We start from the raw sequence: 17,934 nt of genomic DNA, 5'->3' as shown, positions 1-17,934 counted from the left end.
CGACATTCAAGCAATTAAGGTGCCCGATTGGTTTGCCGAAAAAATGTGTTTATATTCATGTGGATGGGCCCTTCTTCCAGGCATTCGTAGGGACGGCTGCATGCGAGTGTCAAATCTGTCGACGAAGGATGCGGTGCGGTCCAGCAGGCGGGTTCAGGGGTGGACTGCCCGGACGCTCGTCTGCGCCAGCCGCGCCGCGAGTGTGCCGAGGAAGGCGCGATAAAAGCGTGTCTGGCAATCCGGCGAGGCGCGCTCCAGTGTGGCCTGACGAATCTCTGCAACGAGGCAGTCGGAGTCTGCTATGACGTCCGCTGTGCGCGTGCCGTTACCGCCCGCGAACATGGCCATCTCGCCGAAGCATTCGCCGGGCGAGAGCGTATGCAGGCGCTGGCCTTCAAGGCAGATGCAGGCTTGCCCCGAGGCGAGCAGGGCGAAATAGCCGCCGGGCTCGCTGCGGCGCATGACCAGGCTACCGGCGCTGACCGCACGCCATTCGGTCATGCGCAAGGTTTCCCAGATCTCGACTTCGCTGAAATCCGAGAGGAAACGCATTTCACGCAATATCTGGAAGCGCTGTGTTTCGGACTCGGCAGGGCGTTGCGCGTGGAGACGCAAGCTGCGCGAAGCCTGTGCCAGATCGTGGGAGAACTCGAGCCAACTGGCATAGCGTGCGGAGAGCGATTTATGGGTCGCCCGGGCCACGATGCGGTCGAGCTCCGGCGGAATCTCCGGGCGCACCGAAGAAGGAATCGGCGTTTCGGTGTGATTGATCTGGTAGGCGAGGCTGACTGGATTGGCGCCCGAAAAGGGCAGCTGGCCAGTGAGTAGCTGGAACATCATGATGCCCAGCGAATAGATGTCGGTCTGGTGGGTCAGGGCCTGTTCGCGCACCTGCTCGGGGGACATGTAGGCAGGCGAACCCAGGCCGATGACCATGGTGCGGTCAATATCCTTGAACAGCGCGGCGCCAAAGTCAGAAACCTTGACCTCGCCACCATCTGGTGTGACCAGCAGGATATTGGCGGGTTTGACGTCGCGGTGCGTGACGCCGTGCATGAAGGCGAAATCCAGCGCACGCGTGCACTTGAACAGGATTTCGATGAGACGGTCGAAGCCGAGCAGATTGTCGGGCGTGCAGAAGGCTTCCAGCGTGCCGCCTGCGATGTGCTCCATGACGAGATACGAGCTGTCGTCGTTGATGCTTACGTCATAGACTTCGACGATGTGCGGGTGTTTCAGACGGCCGGCGAGTGCGGCCTCCGTCTGCAGTTGCTGGCGATAGGCCGTACCACGCAAAGGGTCGCGCAGCAGTTCGTTGAAAATGCGCTTGATGGCAACCTGACGCTGGGCGAACGGGTCATAGCCGAGAAAGACGTCACTGGTCGAGCCTTCGCCGATCAGATGCAGTATGTCGTACTTGCCGATCCGTTCCATATGGTTGCTGCAGCCCCCGCCTCATTGCCCGCGAACATGTGGGCACCAGGGTGCATCATACCTTTGCGGGTTGGCTTGTGGCCCGCTTTGGGCGGACGCGTATGGCCCTGCCCAAAAGGGCAATGCAGCATGCCTGGGTCATGCTGCATTGCCGGGGTCGGTGATTCAGGCCAGCCTCTTGCGCGCCCGCACGATTGCTGCGCGGACCTGTTCGGGCGCGGTGCCGCCAATGTGATTGCGCGCACCCAGCGAGCCTTCGATGGTCAGCACACCAGCGATGTCGCTGTCGAGACGTTCACCCGCGCCGTTGACGTGTGCCATGGCTACGCGCAACTCATCGAGAGTGAAGTCCGCCAGATCGCAACCGCGCGTTTCGGCGGCACGTACCGCCAGCGCTACGGCTTCATGCGCGTCACGGAAAGGCAGGCCCTTCTTGACGAGGTAGTCGGCGAGGTCGGTTGCCGTGGCAAAACCCAGGGCCAGGGCGGCACGCATGGCGTCGGCCTTGACGCGAATGCCGAGGATCATGTCGGCATAAATGCGCAGGGTGTCGATCATCGTGTCGGCTGCGTCGAACAGGGGCTCCTTGTCTTCCTGGTTGTCCTTGTTATAGGCCAGCGGCTGGCCTTTCATCAGGGTCAGCAGGGCGACGAGGTGGCCGTTGACGCGGCCGGTCTTGCCGCGCACAAGTTCGGGCACGTCGGGGTTTTTCTTCTGCGGCATGATGGAGCTGCCGGTGCAGAAACGGTCGGCCAGATCGATAAAGCCGAAGCGCGGACTCATCCACAGGATCAGCTCTTCGGACAGTCGCGACAGATGCGTCATGGTGATGGATACGGCCGCACAGAATTCGATGGCGAAATCGCGATCGGACACGGCATCCAGCGAGTTTTCGCAGACGGCCTCGAAGCCCAGTTCCCTGGCGACGAATGCGCGGTCGATCGGGAAGCTGGTTCCGGCCAGCGCGGCCGAGCCGAGTGGCAGGCGGTTGGTACGGCGGCGCGCATCCGTGAAGCGCTCGGCATCCCGTTGCAGCATTTCGAAATAGGCCATCAGGTGATGACCAAACGTTACCGGCTGTGCGACCTGCAGATGGGTGTGGCCAGGCATTGGCGTGGCCGCGTGTTCTTCAGCGAGTTGCAGGACGTTGCGCTGGAAATCGCCGATGAGTGCCAGGATCTGGTCGATTGCGTCGCGCAGCCACAGACGGATGTCGGTCGCGACCTGGTCGTTACGTGAGCGGCCAGTGTGAAGGCGCTTGCCTGCATCGCCCACCAGATTGGTCAGGCGACGCTCGATGTTGAGGTGCACGTCCTCCGCATCGAGACTCCATTCGAACTTGCCGACGCGGATTTCTTCCAGAATCTGTGCCATGCCACGCTGGATGTCGGCAAGGTCCTGCTCGCTGATGATGTATTGCTTGGCGAGCATTGCGGCATGGGCCAATGAGCCGCGAATGTCCTGCTCTGCCATGCGCTGATCGAAGAAAACCGAGGCGGTGTAGCGCTTGACGAGGTCGGAAACGGGCTCCGAAAAGCGGCCTGACCACGCTTTGTTGTGGGCGGAGTCGTCGGTATTGGGGGTGTTTTGCATTGAATCTGTCATGATCCGGGCTGGTCTTTTTGCGCTCAAATGTGGCTTGAATGTGCCGTCGTTCACTTCGGGATGGATTTTGTCTTTGACTTTGCGGGCCTGCTCTGGCCTTGCCGGCTACGTTCAGCCGCGCTTCCGCTCATGCGTGGGGCGCCTGTGTGGTACCACCTGCGACACTACCCGTCAGGCTTTCAAACCAGCCTGCACGCATCCATGAAATGACCGCAAGTATAAATCAACCACCTCCCTCCACCCAGCTTGGCGCCGACCCCCAGACGCGGATGCCGGGCAAGGCCGGTGCGTTGCGTAAACGACCACAGGTCGAGCGCGTGCGTATCGCGGTGCCGGATTTCCGCAACCTCGGCGCCATGATGCGGGTGCTGGTCGTCGTGAACCTGCTCGTGCTGGTGACCTTGCTGATGCGCTATGACAGCACCACCGCGACTTCGCGCGAGCTTCTGTTGCTGGTTGGCCGCATCCAGATTCCGCTGTTCGCTACGGCTCTGATTCTGTATCGACTGGGGTCCTGGCTGACGCGGCTGACCTGGCGGGAGTTGTGCGTGATGACCGTGTGCCTGGCCTTGCTGGCAACGGTCTTTGCGCATGGTTTCGGATTGTTGCCCGGTTCCCGAGAGGCACATCTGCGGCATCTGGCGTGGGCAGCGGCGGCCGCGCTGGTCGTAGTCGGCTATTTTCGCTGGCGCCAGATCGAGCAGACGCCAGCGCTCGATGAGGCGCGCATCCTGGCGCTGACCGCGCGTATCCGCCCGCATTTCTTCTTCAATAGTCTCAACGGCGTTCTCGGCGTCATACGCTCCGATCCGAAGCGTGCAGAGCAGGCGCTCGAATCGCTGGCCGAACTCTTTCGCGAGCTGATGAAGGACAACCGCGACCTGGTCACGCTCTGCGATGAGATCGAGCTGTGCAATCGTTATCTCGAGCTGGAGCGTCTGCGCCTGGGCGACCGTCTGCGCGTCAACTGGGAGCTGAAATACGCACCGCTGAATGCCAAGGTGCCGCCGCTGATGCTGCAGCCGCTCATCGAAAATGCCGTCTACCACGGCATCGAGCCCAGTGCCGAACCGGGTACTATCCGCATCGGCATCGTGCGCAAGGGGCGAATGCTTGAAATCGGCATCAGCAACCCCGTTGCACGCGGCTCGAAGCGATCGAGCGGCAACAAGATGGCGCTGAATAACATCAGGGAGCGGCTGGCCCTGTTTTTTGATCTGGAAGCAGTACTCACCACAGAAGAGCGTGAAGGCGAATTCCGCGTGCGGATCCGCATGCCTTTGCGCAAGGAGGACAAGTGATGGACCAGCTCGAAGCACTCAACGTACTCATCGTCGACGACGAAGCCCCAGCGCGGGAGCGCCTGCGCGACCTGCTCGGTGACATTGCCAACGAGCAGCCGACCAAGCTGATGGGCATGGCGGGCAATGGCATCGAAGCCCTGCGCTTTCTTGAGAGCCAGCGGCCCGATGTGCTGCTGGTCGACATCCGCATGCCGGCCATGGATGGCATTGAATTCGCCCAGCATGCGACGCGCCTCGAGAACCCGCCGCACATCGTCTTCATCACGGCCTACGACGAATACGCGGTGCAGGCCTTCGAGCTCAATGCCATCGACTACCTGCTCAAGCCTGTGCGCGCCGAGCGCTTGGCCTCGGCCCTCGACAAGGTGCGCCGGGTCGCACCGGTCACGCACGACAAGCTTGACCAGTTCGCCGAACCGCGTCGCCACCTGACCTGCAGCGAGCGTGGACGCATCCACCTGATCCCGATCGGTGATGTGGTCTTCCTCAAGGCCGAACTCAAGTACGTCACGGCGCGTTCGACCGAGCGCGAATACCTGCTCGAAGAGTCTCTGGTGCAGCTCGAGCAGGAGTTTCCCGAGCGTTTCGTACGCATTCATCGCAACTGTCTGGTCGCGCGTGCCGCCGTGGTCGGCTTCGAGCGCGCGCTGGGTGAGGATGGCGGCGAAGGACACTGGTCGGTGCGACTCAACAGCGTGCCGGATGCCTTGCCGATCAGTCGTCGCCAGTGGGCGCACGTCCGCTCCGAACTGGGCGGTTGAAACACCGCATGAACCTGCTGCGCGGGCCGATCGCTACGGCTTCTGCGGTATTTTTCTCATGGGATTGTGATTCGAGAATCCAATGATTCATGCTGAGCTGCGCCAGTCCTTGATCGACTACGGCAAGGATGCAACCAGCACCGATGCCTTCGTTGCCTTGTGGCGCAAGCAGGGCGGTGCGCTGTGCGAGCAACTTCCACCGCAGTACCTCAAGGCGCTCGATGACGTGCTCATGCGCATCGAGTCCAGCCGTCTATTCTCAGGCGATAGCTGTTCCTTCAGCCGCGAGAGCCTCACTGACGCGTTGGCACTCTGGCTCGACAAGGCGACCGCTCGGCTCGCCAGCCCCTGACGCTCTGCTTCATCTCCAGTTTCGCTATCCCTCTGTTCGCTAGTACAGCTAGCGTCGCGCCGCTGGCTCGCCTAGGCTCTATTAAGGGCACACAGGCTGGGAGGCAGCGCCATGGTAGTGGTCGTTTTCCGTTCCCGTATTCGAGAGGGTGCCGACTTTGCCGCGCTGGAAGAGGCGGGGGCGCGCATGGCCGAGCTGGCGCGCAGCATGCCGGGTTTCATCAGTTACAAGGATTTTGCGGCGGCGGACGGGGAGTACGTCTCCATCGTCGAGTTCGTCGATACCCAGACTCTGCTCGCCTGGCGTAACCATCCCGAACACCAGGCAGTGCAGGCGCGTGGCCGGCGCGAGTTCATGTCCGAGTATCGCGTTCAGGTGTGCACACCCTTGCGCGATTACCGCTTTCCACCCTGAAAGGAGGCGCTCATGGATCCCGTGTCGATTGCGACCGCCGCCGTTGCGGTTTTGAGTCCTTACCTTGCCAAGGCCGGGGAGAAAATTGCCGGCGCTGCCGGGGATGCGGCCTGGAAGCAGGCGGCGGCCCTGTACGACAAGTTGAAGCGGCTGCCCGTTGCGCAAGCCGCGCTGGATGATCTGGCGAAGGAGCCGACCGATGCCGACACGCAGGCTGCCTTGCGCAAGGAGCTGAAGAAACTGCTGGCCGAGGATGACGAATTGATGCGCGAGTTGAGCGCTACCCTCGTGCACACGCAGGCAGCGGGCATCAGCTTCAGTAACCAGATCACGGGTGATGTCGGCAGCATCAACCAGATCGGCACTGCAGGCGATGTGCATATCGGTAGTGGCAAGCCATGAGCTGCCGTTGAGCCGCCATGCCGCCGGATTTCGACAATCGCCTTGGGCGTGTTGGTAGCCTCAATCAGATCGGGCATGCCGACAAGGTCATCATCGGCCGTGAAGAGGCGACGCCCGCGCCACCGATGATGGCGCCGAGCACGCCCGAGAATTACTCCCTTGTCGGCCGCGATGAAGTCATCCGCGAGATCAAGGCTGCGTTGATCGCCGGGGCGCCGCGGGCGATCGCCATCCAGTTGGCGATGGGCATCGGCAAGACGGCGCTGGCGTGTTTGCTGGCGAACGATGTCGAACTGCAGAAGCGCTTTCCGGATGGCGTGCTGTGGGCCAACCTCGGCAAGGCCCCCGACGTACGTGGTGAGTTGCGAGAGTGGGCGCTGGAGTTGTGTGGCGCCGACACGGTGGACACTGATGCGGCCAACGAGGATTTCGGTACCGAGGCCTATTGGAAGCGCGTCGTCACCAAGGCCCTGGCGCGCAAGCGCGCGCTGTTGGTGGTTGACGATGTGTGGAGCCTGGAAAACGGGCTGGCATTCAAGGTCGGTGGTAACGCCTGCGCATCATTGTTTACGACGCGCTTTCCCAAGCTTGCACACAAGCTCAGCGGCAAGGTCATCACCTTGGGCATGCTGGGTAGTGCCGATGGCATGGCGTTGCTGCAACAGTTTTCGCCGGAAGCAGTCGCGGCTGATCCGGTTGCTGCACGTCAGCTCGTCAAGCGTGTCGATGGCTTGCCACAGGCGCTGATTCCGATCGGCTGCTTCCTGCGTGATGCATCAAGCACCGGGCAGAACCGCCTGCTGCGTGAAGCCATCGAAACCCTCGAGAACGTCGAGCTGGTGTTCGACTTGCAGCAACCACCGGAATACGCCGTAGACCTGCCGCGTTCGCTGCGCAGCGTGATCGAAGCCAGTTATCAGTGGCTGGGCAGCAGTCAGGGTTCGCTGGGTGGCGATCTGCTGCGCGATGCCGTTGCCAGCCTGTCCATCCTTCGCCCCAACCCCTCGATGTTCAGCGAAGCGCTGGCCACCCACATCTCCGGCGCGACCTCAGAGACCTTGAATGCGCTATGCGACTCCGGCCTCATCGAAGCCCGCGGCGAGTGCTACACCATGCATCGCACTTTTGCCGAATACCTGCGTGGCAAGATCGGGCAGGAGCGCGTACGCGAATTGCATCTCCGGGCCACCGCCTTCTATCGAGAGCGCCTCAACGAACTCGAAGAGGAATACCAGCAGGAGGACAGTGGCTACGGTCAGTGGTATCGCTACGAGAACCGTGCCTGGGGCGACGCCAAGGACGACTGGCTGTACCACCTTGGCCGCGCGGGAGAGTTCAAGACCGTCGTGACCGCCTTCCTGCGCGCCTGGTTCGATGGTTTCTGGTGGTGGGGCTGTTTCCTCGAGTTCCACTTCTGCGACCAGCTGCTGCTCGAATGGCAGCAGCGCGACATTCGCCCTGAATCACGTGAAGGCTTGCGCCTGCTGACGCGTTTCAAGGAGGTTTATCCGAAGGAAACGGAAGATCGCCATGCCGGTAATTGGGACGAGGTAAGCAGCATTCTTGTAGAGCTGCGGCGCCGTGCAGGTCTTGCCGACGAGGGCAGCATGCCGACGCGTGGCGATGCACGTCATCTGCATGGCATGACCAGCATCTTCCTTGCCGAGGCGCGACGCTTTGGCGCGCGCGATTACGTTGGCGCAGAGGCTTTCTATCGCGATGCGCTCGACCAGTTCATTGCCAAAAATGACGATTGGGATACGGCCTGGGTCTATTACCATCTCGCGGACATGCTCGTCGAAGCCGGACGCCCTGCCGATGCGCAGTCTTTGTGCCAGCTTGGTCTGCAGCTGGGGGTTTCGGAAGACGATCCGGAAGTGCAGGCCAATCTGTGGCGCGTGCTGGGCGACATTGCCGTGGCGGCGCAAGACCATGCGGCGGCGGCCCAGGCCTGGGGGAGCGCGGTCGAGCACGCTTACCGTTTCCAGGTCGAACCCATCGCGCCCGATCCCTACACCATCCGCTTTTACGCTCAGGTGGTAGAGCAGGTTTGCAAGCGTCTGGTGTGCTTGCACGACAAGACGACCGATGCGGCCCTCACCCTGGCTGTTGCCTTGCGCGATGGCTGGCATTGCAGCGGGCGCGATGCAGCCCCCGCGCAAATAGAGGCGCAGCTGCAAGCAGCTGACAGTGCGGCGCTCATGCCTCTGTTGTTTCCGGCGACACTGCCCGCCGAACAGCTTGGCCCGCAGGGCGCAGCTTATGCTGGCGAGGTGCGGGCACAGCTTGCGGCCCTGCATGCGGTCGACCTGCCTGAGCACATCTTGACCAGGTCAGAGAGCAAGGCGGCGGCCGGGTGACTGTGGCCAGTTGCGTGCAGGATGCGTACGAGAGAAGATGCAGACCCTCTTCTCAATACGATTATTCAGTACGCTTGTTATGTCTAGTGCAACGACCAAAACATATTGCATAAATCTTGATCGCAGCACCCAGCGACTGGAGGAGTTCGAGCGTCACAATTGTTCTGCAATTGCCTACGAACGCTTTCCCGCGGTGGACGGCAAGACTGTTGCGAGGGAAGGGCTGGCATACAGCGGGCTCATGACTCCCGAGATTTTGCAGAAGTACAAGGACGGCGCCGTCGGTGCCGCGTTGTCTCATCGAAGTCTTTGGTTGCAATGCATTGCGGATCAGACGCCCCTTACCGTTTGTGAAGACGATGCGATTTTCCATCCGGAGTTTCGCAGCATCCAGAGCAGGATCCTTGGCACGCTGGATGGCGATTTTGATGTCTTGCTATGGGGTTGGAATTTTGACTCGCCGATGACCCTGAGCCTGCATGGTGGTGTGAATCGTTGTGCAATCCTTGGGGACCAGAACGGGCTGCGGGAGTCGATAGAGGCTTTCAAATCCGCGCCGATTCGTCCTGACGTGTTGAAGCTGCATGCTGCACTCGGTCTGGTGTGCTACACGGTGACACCCAAGGGCGCAAAGAAATTGCTGGAACGCTGCTTTCCGCTAAGGCCAATGTCGGTAGCTTTTCCGGGCTTGAGCTACAGGGTCGCCAATATGGGGCTCGATGTCGTAACCGGCGCGGCATACCCGACCATGGATTCATATGTAGCTTTCCCGCCCCCTGTGATCACCAGGAATGACGAGGCGATTTCAACTATCCAGTCGTAGAGTCTGCCGATGGAAGGTGTGGCGCGTTATCGGTCTTTCAGCGCCCACCACGCAGCGATGCCCGTGAAACTGGCAATCAGTGCCACGATGATCCAGAAGCCTTCCGCATGTTCTGCGAGGGGAATGCCGCCGACATTCATGCCGAGCAGGCCGGCGACGATGTTGATCGGCAGGGCAAGCACGGTGACGATGGTCAGCACGTAGAGGCTGCGATTGTTCTGCTCATTGACGTGGGCGGCGATCTCTTCCTGCAGCAGCTTGATGCGCTCCTGTAGCGCGCTCATGTCACGCAGCACCACGGAAAACTCCTCGGTCGACTGGCGCAATTCCATCGTGTCCGCCTCATCTATCCAGTGCGGTGGTTGCTGCAGCAAGCGGAACAGCGAGGCCGGCTCGGGGGCCAGCAGTCTTTGCAGGCGCACCAGGAGCCGCCGCAGCGAGCCGAGGCCAGCGCGTGTCAGGCCGAGTTTGCCTTCGAGCAACTTGTCCTCGACCTGATCGATGCGTGTGGTGACGCCGCGTACGATGCTGACCAGTACGTCGGCCTGATCACGCAGCAGATGGATCAGTAATTCCAGCGGCGAGCGGATGATCTCCCCGGCTTTTACGGCCGTACGCAGCTTGTCGATGGAGCGCAGCGGGCGACGCCGCGCCGTAATGACGACGCGTTCGCTGACGCATAGCCAGAGCGTCGAGATCTCCGACGGTTCGAAGGAGAAGTCGTAGTGCACATCGTTGACGATGGCGAGCAGGGAAGGCTCGACGAGCTCGATACGCGTGGCGTGCGAGCCTTCGCGCAAGCCGTCGAAGAACTCCTCGGGCAGGTGCGCATGCTGAGCCAGCCACTTCTCGGTGGCAGTGTGGCCGAGGTTGAAGTGTAGCCAGATGAAGTGCTCGCCCGAGTCCTGTGCATGCGAGGCAATCCACTCTGCCGCGGCCGTGGAGTCGAGTGCCGTGGCATGTGCGTCGGGGCTCATCAGGAAACCGCAGATGAGGCCGTTGGCATCGGTGCCGTAGCGGGTGTCGGGAATTGCCATGGGCGATTGCGTTCAGTGCGCAGCGTCGACAGAACGCTGCTCGCCAGAGTTTATGAAGATCCTGTTACAGCACGGTTGCAGCAATAAAAAAGGCCCGTGAATCCACGGGCCTTTTTCTTGATGCGGAGAGCTGGATCAGCCGCTGTTGCGCAGACCGCCCGCAATACCATTGATCGACAACAGCACACCGCGACGCACGCGGTCATCGTCTGCCGAATACGGCTGCGTTGCATTGGCGCCGACTTCGCGGAAGCGGTGCAGCAGTTCGACCTGCACGTGGTTGAGCGGATCGAGGTACGGGAAGCGGTTCTTGATCGAGCGCTTGAGCAGCGGATTGCCGTCGAGCAACTCGGCATTGCCGGTGATGGACAGCAGTGACTGGACCGTCTTTTCCCATTCACCCTTGATGCGCGGGAAGATCTTGTTGCGCAGGGCTTCATCCTTCACCAGTGCCGCATAGCGTGACGCGATGGCCATATCGCTCTTGGCCAGCACCATGTCCATGTTCGACAGCTGGGTGGCGAAGAACGACCACTCCTTGTGCATCGACTGCAGCAACTCGAGACCTTGCTGGCCATGCTTCTCGATGTAGGCGGTAACGGCGGAACCGAAGCCGTACCAGCCCGGCAGCATGACGCGGCTTTGGGCCCACGAGAACACCCACGGAATGGCGCGCAGGTCTTCGATGGCGGTGCTCTTCTTGCGCGAGGCTGGACGCGAACCGATGTTGAGGTTGGCGATTTCCGAGATCACGGTCGACTCCCAGAAGTATTGCTCGAAGCCATCTGTCTCATAGACGAGATTGCGGAAGGCCTTGAAGGCGTGATCCGACAGCTCGTCCATGGCCTGCAGGTACTCGGGGCGCGGTGCGGCTTCAGGATGTGCGAGCAGGGTCGCTTCCATCGTCGCCGCCACCAGCACTTCGAGATTGCGGCGACCGACTTCCGGATTCGAGTACTTGGAAGCGATCACTTCGCCTTGTTCGGTCAGGCGGATCTGCGCCTGCACGGCACCACCTGGCTGCGCCAGGATGGCCTGGTAGCTCGGGCCGCCGCCGCGACCGACGGAGCCGCCGCGACCATGGAACAGGCGCATGCGGATGCCATGCTTCTTGAAGACCTTCACCAGTTCGATCTCTGCCTTGTACAGCTCCCAGCCGGAGGTGAGGAAACCGCCGTCCTTGTTGCTGTCGGAGTAGCCGAGCATGCACTCCTGCGTAAGCTTGCGCGATACGAGCAGCTCCTTGTACATCGGGATCGACATCAGGCGATCCATGATGCCGGCGGCATTCTGCAGGTCTTCGATGGTCTCGAACAACGGCACGATATTGATGGCCAGCGACTTCTCGTGCGGGCTCAGCAGGCCGACTTCTTTCAGCAGCACGGCCAGTTCCAGCATGTCGGAGACGCCATCGGTCTTGGAGATGATGGCTTGCGGAATGCTGGCCGTGCCGAGCTGCTTGTGGCCATCGGCGACGGCGCGGAAGATCGCCATTTCGCCTTCGGTTTCTTCCGAGTAAGTGAGTGCGGGTGAGCTGAGGACGCGCGGCGTGGCCAGCTCTTCGAGCAGGATTGCAATGCGGCCTTCTTCGTCGAGGGCGAGGTAGTCGGTGCCGGGGCGGGCGACAGACAGCAGCTCGGCAACGGTGCGCTCATGCACGTCGGAGTTCTGGCGCACATCCATCGCTGCAAGATAGAAGCCGAATACGCGCACGGCGCGGCGCAGCAGACGCAGGCGGCCATGTGCGAGGTTGGCGGTACCGTTCTCGATCAGCGAGCGGCGGGTGATGTCCAGATCGGCCAGCAACTCGTCGGCGCTGTCGTACGGAGCAGCGGCAAATTCCGGCGGGCGACCCATTGGCGTGCCGAGCAGGCGCGTTGCGGTGGCATGCACGCGCGCATAGACGCCACGCAGGGCGCGACGATACAGCTCGTCGTCGCCGTGCTTGCTGCGTGCGGGATAAGCCTCGCCGAGTGCCTTGAGCTCGTCCGACATGTTCACCAGCGCGGACGACAGCGACATCGATGCGGACAGGGCATACAGCTCGTCAAGGTAGAAACCGAAAACCACCTGCGATTGCATGCGCTGTGTCTTGCGCAGCACGTCGGCCGTCACGAACGGATTGCCATCGCGGTCGCCGCCGATCCAGCTGCCCATGCGCAGGATCTCGGGCAGCTCGGTGTCTTTCCAGCTGTCGTCGTGACGCGCAAGAATGTCTTCGAGGCGCGAATACAGGCGCGGCACTTCGCGCAGGAAGGTGTAATCGTAGAAGGACAGGCCGTTGGCGACTTCATCCGTGACGGACAGCTTGCTCGGGCGCAGCATGCGCGTTTCCCACAGCACCAGCACGGCGCGGCGGATCTGCTCCTCGCTCTCGGCGAGCTCATCGGGCGTCATCTGGATGCGGTCGCGATTGTCGAGCAGTTCGGCAATGCGCAACTGGCAGGTCAGGATGCTCTTGCGCTGCACTTCGGTCGGGTGTGCAGTGAGCACCGGGCTGATCAGCGCGTTTTCGAAGAAATCGCGCACCTTGGCGCGCGGCACCTGGTTCTCGTCGGCAAGCTCCAGTGCATGCGCCACGCTGCCTTCGCGCGGCGCCGAGCCGGCGCGCAGGTGCAGGCGCGAACGGCGGATGTGATGCTGGTCTTCAGCGATATTGGACAGGTGCGAGAAATAGCTGAACGCACGCACCACATGGATGGTGTCTTCACGCGACAAGCCGTCGAGCAGGGCTTCGAGCTCATTGCGCGCTGCAAAATCTTCGTCGCGATGGAACCGGATCGAGGTCTGGCGGATCTTCTCGATCAGGGCGAACACGGCATCGCCTTCCTGTGAGCGCACGGTGTCGCCGAGGACGCGGCCCAGCAGGCGCGTGTCTTCACGCAGTGGAGAGTCTTTGTCTTGCTCGTTCAGAGTGTTCATGTTCCGCTTTGCCTGTCCGTTTTGCGAAAGCCACACCAGTCAGCCGACCGTGTGTAGGGGAAAACCTTGAGTTTACCAGCCGGGCGCCCGCTTCTGGTGCGTGATCTGCAGGCATCCCGAACTGCGGAATGCGCAGGCGGCACCAAAAAGTTGCACCGGCGCTGCGTGATAAGATTCGAAGCTCAACGAACGCAACAACTGTGCCGTTTCATCTGCAAGGCGTCGGGCCGTCGGAGCGTGTCGATATCGCCGATTCCCGACCATTTTTCCTGCTGCTTTCGCCCAGTTTCGTCTCGCGCGTTCTTCCTTCCGCGTTACGCCCCGATCAGTGTCATCTGCCGCAAGAGTGAGTGTCATGTCAGTCTCCCCTCCAAAACGTCTCGTCATTGCCACCCGTGAAAGTCGTCTTGCCCTGTGGCAGGCCGAGCACGTCAAGGCGCGTCTCGAAGCGGCCTGGCCGGGCTGCGAGGTGTCCCTCCTGGGCATGACCACGCGCGGCGACCAGATCCTTGATCGCACGCTGTCCAAGGTGGGGGGCAAGGGCTTGTTCGTGAAGGAGCTGGAAGAGGCGCTGGCGGATGGCCGTGCGGACCTTGCCGTGCATTCGATGAAAGACGTGCCGGCCGAAATGCCCGAGGGTTTCGCACTCATTGCCACGCTGGCGCGCGAGCGTCCGCTCGATGCCTTCGTGTCGAATCGCTACGCAAGCCTCGATGACATGCCCCCGGGGACCGTGGTGGGGACTTCGAGCCTGCGCCGTGAGTCACAGCTGCACGCGGCTCACCCCTATCTCGGCGTTGAGCCCCTGCGCGGTAACCTCGACACGCGCTTGCGCAAGCTGGATGAAGGCAAGTATGACGCAATCATTCTGGCGGCAGCCGGCCTGCAGCGCCTGGGCCTCGGCGATCGCATCCGCGCCGTACTGCCCGCGGAGGTCTGCCTGCCGGCAGCAGGGCAGGGCGCACTGGGCATCGAGGCGCGTGCTGATCGGCATGATGTGGCAGCCTGGTTGGCGCCGCTGGTGGATGCGGACACTGCCGCCTGTGTGCGCGCCGAGCGTGCATTGACGCGCCGCCTGGGAGGCAGTTGCGAAGTGCCGGTGGGTGCCTATTGCGAACTCGTTGACGGCAAGTTGTGGTTGCGCGCCATGGTGGCGTCGCCTGACGGTCAGCAGATCGTCCGGAGCGAAGGACGTGCTGCGCCGGACGAGGCGCAGTCGCTTGGCGAACGTCTGGCCGATGCCTTGCTGGCGGACGGCGCCGATCAAATTCTCGCAAGTCTGTCGCATGGCTGAGTCGCGCGCGCTCGCGGGTCGTTGCGTGGTCGTGACACGACCGGCACAACAGGCGGAGCCGCTGCTGGAGGCGTTGCGCGCGGCAGGGGCGGCGCCCTTGTTCTTTCCGGTCATCGATATCGTGCCATTGGCCGATCTCTCAGAGCTGCAGGCGCTGGCAAATCGCCTTGATCACTACGACATTGCTTTCTTCGTCAGTGCCAATGCTGTCGAGCAGACGCTTGCCGTGATTCCGCGTGCCGCATGGCCGGCTTCCGTGCGTATCGCGACGGTGGGGCCCGGCAGCGCACGTGCATTGCAAGCGCAGGGCTTTGGCGAGATCATGCTGCCGGCATCACGTTTCGACAGCGAAGGCGTGCTCGACTTGCCCGGTATGCAGGCGACGGCGATTGCTGGCAAGCGCGTGCTGGTGTTGCGCGGCAATGGTGGCCGTGAGCTGCTGGCGCAAACCCTGGTTGAGCGCGGCGCGCAGGTGGACGTGGTCAGCACTTACGAGCGTCGTCGTGCCGCAACCGCTCCGGCCGAGCTGCTGACATGCTTCGCGGCGGATGGGTTGGCTGCGATCAGTTTCACCAGCAGCGAAGGCGCGCATAATTTTGTCGAGCACCTGCGTGGCGCCGAAGGCGGAGATGTTTTGGTCGGGGAGCTGTTCCGCACGCTACCGTGTTTCGTCCCGCATCCGCGCATCGCCGAAGTGTTGCGTGCGCTGGGCGTGCAGAACATTGTCCTGACTGGCGCGGGCGACGCTGCCTTGATCGAGGCGCTGGAAAAATACTTCGGGCAAGAACATTGCGCCTGATCGTTTTCTCGTCTTGCGATCGGCGTGGAAATCCGTCATTTTGAATCTTCAAGGAATACCAAGCTGGCTTTGAGTAAAATCCATCCATGACAGAACCTGCACAAGTATTGGTACCTGATGCGCACGTGGCCGAGCGGCGTGCGCCACGCTGGCGTGGCCCGTTGGCCATCGCGGGAGTGATTGCCGTAGCCTTTCTGGGGTGGCAGTTGCTCGATACGCGCAATGAATTACGCGCGCTGCAGACCGATGCCGCGCGGCGCCTGGGCGAAGGTTCGGCGATCAGCAATGAAACGCGAGCGGTCGCTCGAGGCGCGCAAGACACTGCGCAGTCCCTGCAGGGGCGCGTGGCCTCGCTGGAGTCTCGCATCGTCGACGCCGAGAGCCAGCAGTCATCGCTTGAGAAGCTCTACCAGGAGCTCTCCCGTACGCGCGACGAACGCGGCTTGCAGGAGGCCGAGCAGGCTATCTCCATTGCCAGCCAGCAGTTGCAACTGGCAGGCAATGTGCCGGCCGCGCTCACCGCCTTGCAGGCAGCCGATGCCCGACTGGCAAGCATGGATCAGGCGCGCCTGTTGCCACTGCGGCGCCTGGTGACGCGCGACATCGATCGACTGAAGGCCTTGCCTCTCGCGGATGTCAGCGGCATGGCCTTGCAGCTGGAGACGGTGCTGGGGCGCGTCGACAGCCTGCCCTTGGCTTTTGCGCGTAGTCCCGCAGCTGCCGAGTCTGCGCCGGTCGCGAGTGCATCGGCACCTGTGGCCAACAAGCCGGCCGCCGCGAAATCTGCTACCAGGACCACAGGTCAGCGCAAAGGCGCGACGCCATCGACTACGTCCGCGCCCGCTGCGGCACCTGTTGCGGACGAACCTGGCTGGACCGATACGCTGGGTGCCGTCGTGAGTGATTTCATGAATGGATTCCGCGCGCTGGTGCGCATCGAGCGCGTGGACGCGCCGGATGGAGCTTTGCTGGCGCCGGAGCAGGCGGCCTATCTGCGCGAGAACATCCGCATGCGCCTGCTGTCGGCACGGCTGGCCTTGTTGCAGCGTGACGGACGCATTTTCGCCGAGGACACGCAACAGGCTCGCTTGTGGATCGAGCGTTACTTCGACATGAGAGATCGTAGCGTCGCGAGCCTGACCGAAGAGTTGCGGCAGATGGAGTCGGCCCGCCTCGTGGTCGAGCTACCGCAATTGACCGAGACCGAGGCCGCCCTGCGCCGTCTGCGGCTCAGCCGTTAGGAGCCACGATGCTGCGTGCCCTTATCTGGCTGATCGCCCTCTTTGCCGCTGCCGTGGGTCTGGTCCTCGCCTGGCATTACAACCAGGCCTATGCGCTGCTGGTCTTCCCGCCCTGGCGCGTGCAGATCTCGATGGAGCTGCTGGTGCTGCTCCTGCTGGCCAGCTTCTTCCTCCTGTATTCGCTATCGCGCTTTGTCTCCCAGACGATGCGCCTGCCGATCGAAGTGAAGGCCTGGCGTGCGCAGCGCAAGCGTGACAACGCCACGCGTCTGCTCAATGACGCCGAGCGCTTCTTCATGGAGGGGCGTGTAGGTCAGGCCTTGCGGCATGCGGAGATGGCCGTTGAAGTGGGCGCCCCCCAGGGGCTGGGCGCCTTGTTGGCGGCACGCTCTGCTCACGCAATGCGTGAGCACGACAGGCGTGACCACTGGCTGGAGGTGGCGCGCTCGCATGATAAAGACATCCGCATGGCGCGCCTCGTGCTCGAGGCCGAGTTCGCCGTTGCGGATCGCCGTTTTGATGATGCGGCAAATCGTCTCGACGAATTGCGTCTGGCGGGGCACCGGCATATCGCGGTGCAGCGGCTGGCATTGCAAACCGAGCAGGCACGTGGCCGCTGGGATGAGGTCGCGCGAATCGCGAGACAGTTGCGCAAGGTGCGTGCGCTGTCGGCCGAGCAGGCCGCGCCCCTGGTGCGACGCGCCCTGATCGAGCAGATGCGCGAAGCAGAGGGCGAACTCGAGCCGCTGCAACGCGTGTGGAATGGCATTACTACTGAAGAGCGTCGCGATGTCGGCTTGCTGCTGCGTGCTGTGCCATACCTCGTGGCGTCCGGTGATCTGGTGCTGGGCGTAACGGCCATCGAAGAAGCGCTGGAGCGAGACTGGGAGCCCGAGCTGGCCATTCTGTACGGACGCTGCCACACCCTCAATCTGCATCGCCAGCTGGTGACCGCTGAAGGCTGGCTGCGTCAGCATCCGGAAGATTCCGGCTTGCTGCTCACCTTGGCACGCCTGTGTCTGCGAGCGCAGCTTTGGGGCAAGGCGCAGAGCTATCTGGAAGCATCCCTGTCGCTGGCGCCGTCGCGCATTGCACATCTGGAGCTGGCGAAACTTGCGGATTCGCTAGGGCGTCCGGAAGAGGCGCAGCGTCACTACCGTGCTGCGGCGGAACAGGGGGCTTGAAG

Annotated in this window: 15 protein-coding genes; 11 read left to right on the top strand and 4 right to left on the bottom strand. The window is 62.3% G+C overall.

Features of this window, described 5'->3' with window-relative positions; all coding sequences use genetic code 11:
- Positions 1–153: 153 nt before the first annotated feature.
- Positions 154–1,434, bottom strand: a complete 1,281-nt coding sequence (locus VVD49_RS01070) for a protein kinase domain-containing protein (RefSeq protein ID WP_327597269.1) — start codon at positions 1,432–1,434, stop codon at positions 154–156.
- 165 nt (positions 1,435–1,599) lie between these two features.
- Positions 1,600–3,027, bottom strand: a complete 1,428-nt coding sequence (argH, locus tag VVD49_RS01065) for an argininosuccinate lyase (RefSeq protein WP_327597268.1) — start codon at positions 3,025–3,027, stop codon at positions 1,600–1,602.
- Between the two features lie 218 nt (positions 3,028–3,245).
- On the opposite strand from argH, the gene VVD49_RS01060 reads away from it, so the two are divergent.
- The 7 genes from VVD49_RS01060 (at position 3,246) to VVD49_RS01030 (ending at position 9,455) form a co-directional block, all read left to right on the top strand.
- Positions 3,246–4,340 (top strand): sensor histidine kinase, encoded by a 1,095-nt coding sequence (locus VVD49_RS01060; protein ID WP_327597267.1) that lies wholly within the window; start codon positions 3,246–3,248, stop codon positions 4,338–4,340.
- Positions 4,340–5,104: a LytR/AlgR family response regulator transcription factor gene (locus VVD49_RS01055; protein WP_327597266.1), complete on the top strand. Its 765-nt coding sequence runs from the start codon at positions 4,340–4,342 to the stop codon at positions 5,102–5,104. The genes VVD49_RS01060 and VVD49_RS01055 overlap by 1 nt, the downstream gene beginning before the upstream one ends.
- Before the next feature lie 82 nt (positions 5,105–5,186).
- A complete protein-coding gene (locus VVD49_RS01050; protein WP_327597265.1) occupies positions 5,187–5,456 on the top strand; it encodes a hypothetical protein in 270 nt (89 codons plus the stop codon).
- A 111-nt stretch (positions 5,457–5,567) separates the two neighbouring features.
- Positions 5,568–5,870, top strand: a complete 303-nt coding sequence (locus tag VVD49_RS01045) for an antibiotic biosynthesis monooxygenase family protein (protein ID WP_327597264.1) — start codon at positions 5,568–5,570, stop codon at positions 5,868–5,870.
- 12 nt (positions 5,871–5,882) lie between these two features.
- Positions 5,883–6,272, top strand: coding sequence for a hypothetical protein (locus VVD49_RS01040; RefSeq protein ID WP_327597263.1), 390 nt, complete (start codon positions 5,883–5,885; stop codon positions 6,270–6,272).
- 17 nt (positions 6,273–6,289) lie between these two features.
- Positions 6,290–8,632, top strand: coding sequence for an NB-ARC domain-containing protein (locus VVD49_RS01035; RefSeq protein ID WP_327597262.1), 2,343 nt, complete (start codon positions 6,290–6,292; stop codon positions 8,630–8,632).
- Between the two features lie 37 nt (positions 8,633–8,669).
- Positions 8,670–9,455: a glycosyltransferase family 25 protein gene (locus tag VVD49_RS01030; protein ID WP_327597261.1), complete on the top strand. Its 786-nt coding sequence runs from the start codon at positions 8,670–8,672 to the stop codon at positions 9,453–9,455.
- A gap of 26 nt (positions 9,456–9,481) precedes the next feature.
- Here VVD49_RS01030 and VVD49_RS01025 read toward each other — a convergent pair whose 3' ends face one another.
- Both VVD49_RS01025 and ppc read right to left on the bottom strand, forming a co-directional pair.
- A complete protein-coding gene (locus tag VVD49_RS01025) occupies positions 9,482–10,492 on the bottom strand; it encodes a transporter (RefSeq protein ID WP_327597260.1) in 1,011 nt (336 codons plus the stop codon).
- Positions 10,493–10,627: 135 nt separating this feature from the next.
- Complete coding sequence (gene ppc, locus VVD49_RS01020; protein ID WP_327597259.1) at positions 10,628–13,414, bottom strand: phosphoenolpyruvate carboxylase; 2,787 nt, start codon at positions 13,412–13,414, stop codon at positions 10,628–10,630.
- Between the two features lie 355 nt (positions 13,415–13,769).
- On the opposite strand from ppc, the gene hemC reads away from it, so the two are divergent.
- The 4 genes from hemC (at position 13,770) to VVD49_RS01000 (ending at position 17,932) form a co-directional block, all read left to right on the top strand.
- On the top strand, positions 13,770–14,708 hold the full coding sequence (gene hemC, locus VVD49_RS01015; RefSeq protein ID WP_327597258.1) for a hydroxymethylbilane synthase: 939 nt from the start codon (positions 13,770–13,772) through the stop codon (positions 14,706–14,708).
- Positions 14,701–15,507, top strand: a complete 807-nt coding sequence (locus VVD49_RS01010; protein ID WP_327597257.1) for a uroporphyrinogen-III synthase — start codon at positions 14,701–14,703, stop codon at positions 15,505–15,507. Before hemC ends, VVD49_RS01010 begins: the two co-directional genes overlap by 8 nt.
- A gap of 86 nt (positions 15,508–15,593) precedes the next feature.
- On the top strand, positions 15,594–16,748 hold the full coding sequence (locus VVD49_RS01005; protein ID WP_327597256.1) for a uroporphyrinogen-III C-methyltransferase: 1,155 nt from the start codon (positions 15,594–15,596) through the stop codon (positions 16,746–16,748).
- A gap of 8 nt (positions 16,749–16,756) precedes the next feature.
- Complete coding sequence (locus tag VVD49_RS01000) at positions 16,757–17,932, top strand: heme biosynthesis HemY N-terminal domain-containing protein (protein WP_327597255.1); 1,176 nt, start codon at positions 16,757–16,759, stop codon at positions 17,930–17,932.
- The last annotated feature ends 2 nt before the right edge of the window (positions 17,933–17,934 follow it).

The organism is Uliginosibacterium silvisoli (assembly GCF_036017035.1).
GTDB lineage: Bacteria > Pseudomonadota > Gammaproteobacteria > Burkholderiales > Rhodocyclaceae > Viridibacterium > Viridibacterium silvisoli.
Note: the sequence above shows the minus strand (reverse complement) of the source record. Positions and strands in the feature narration are given on the sequence as shown.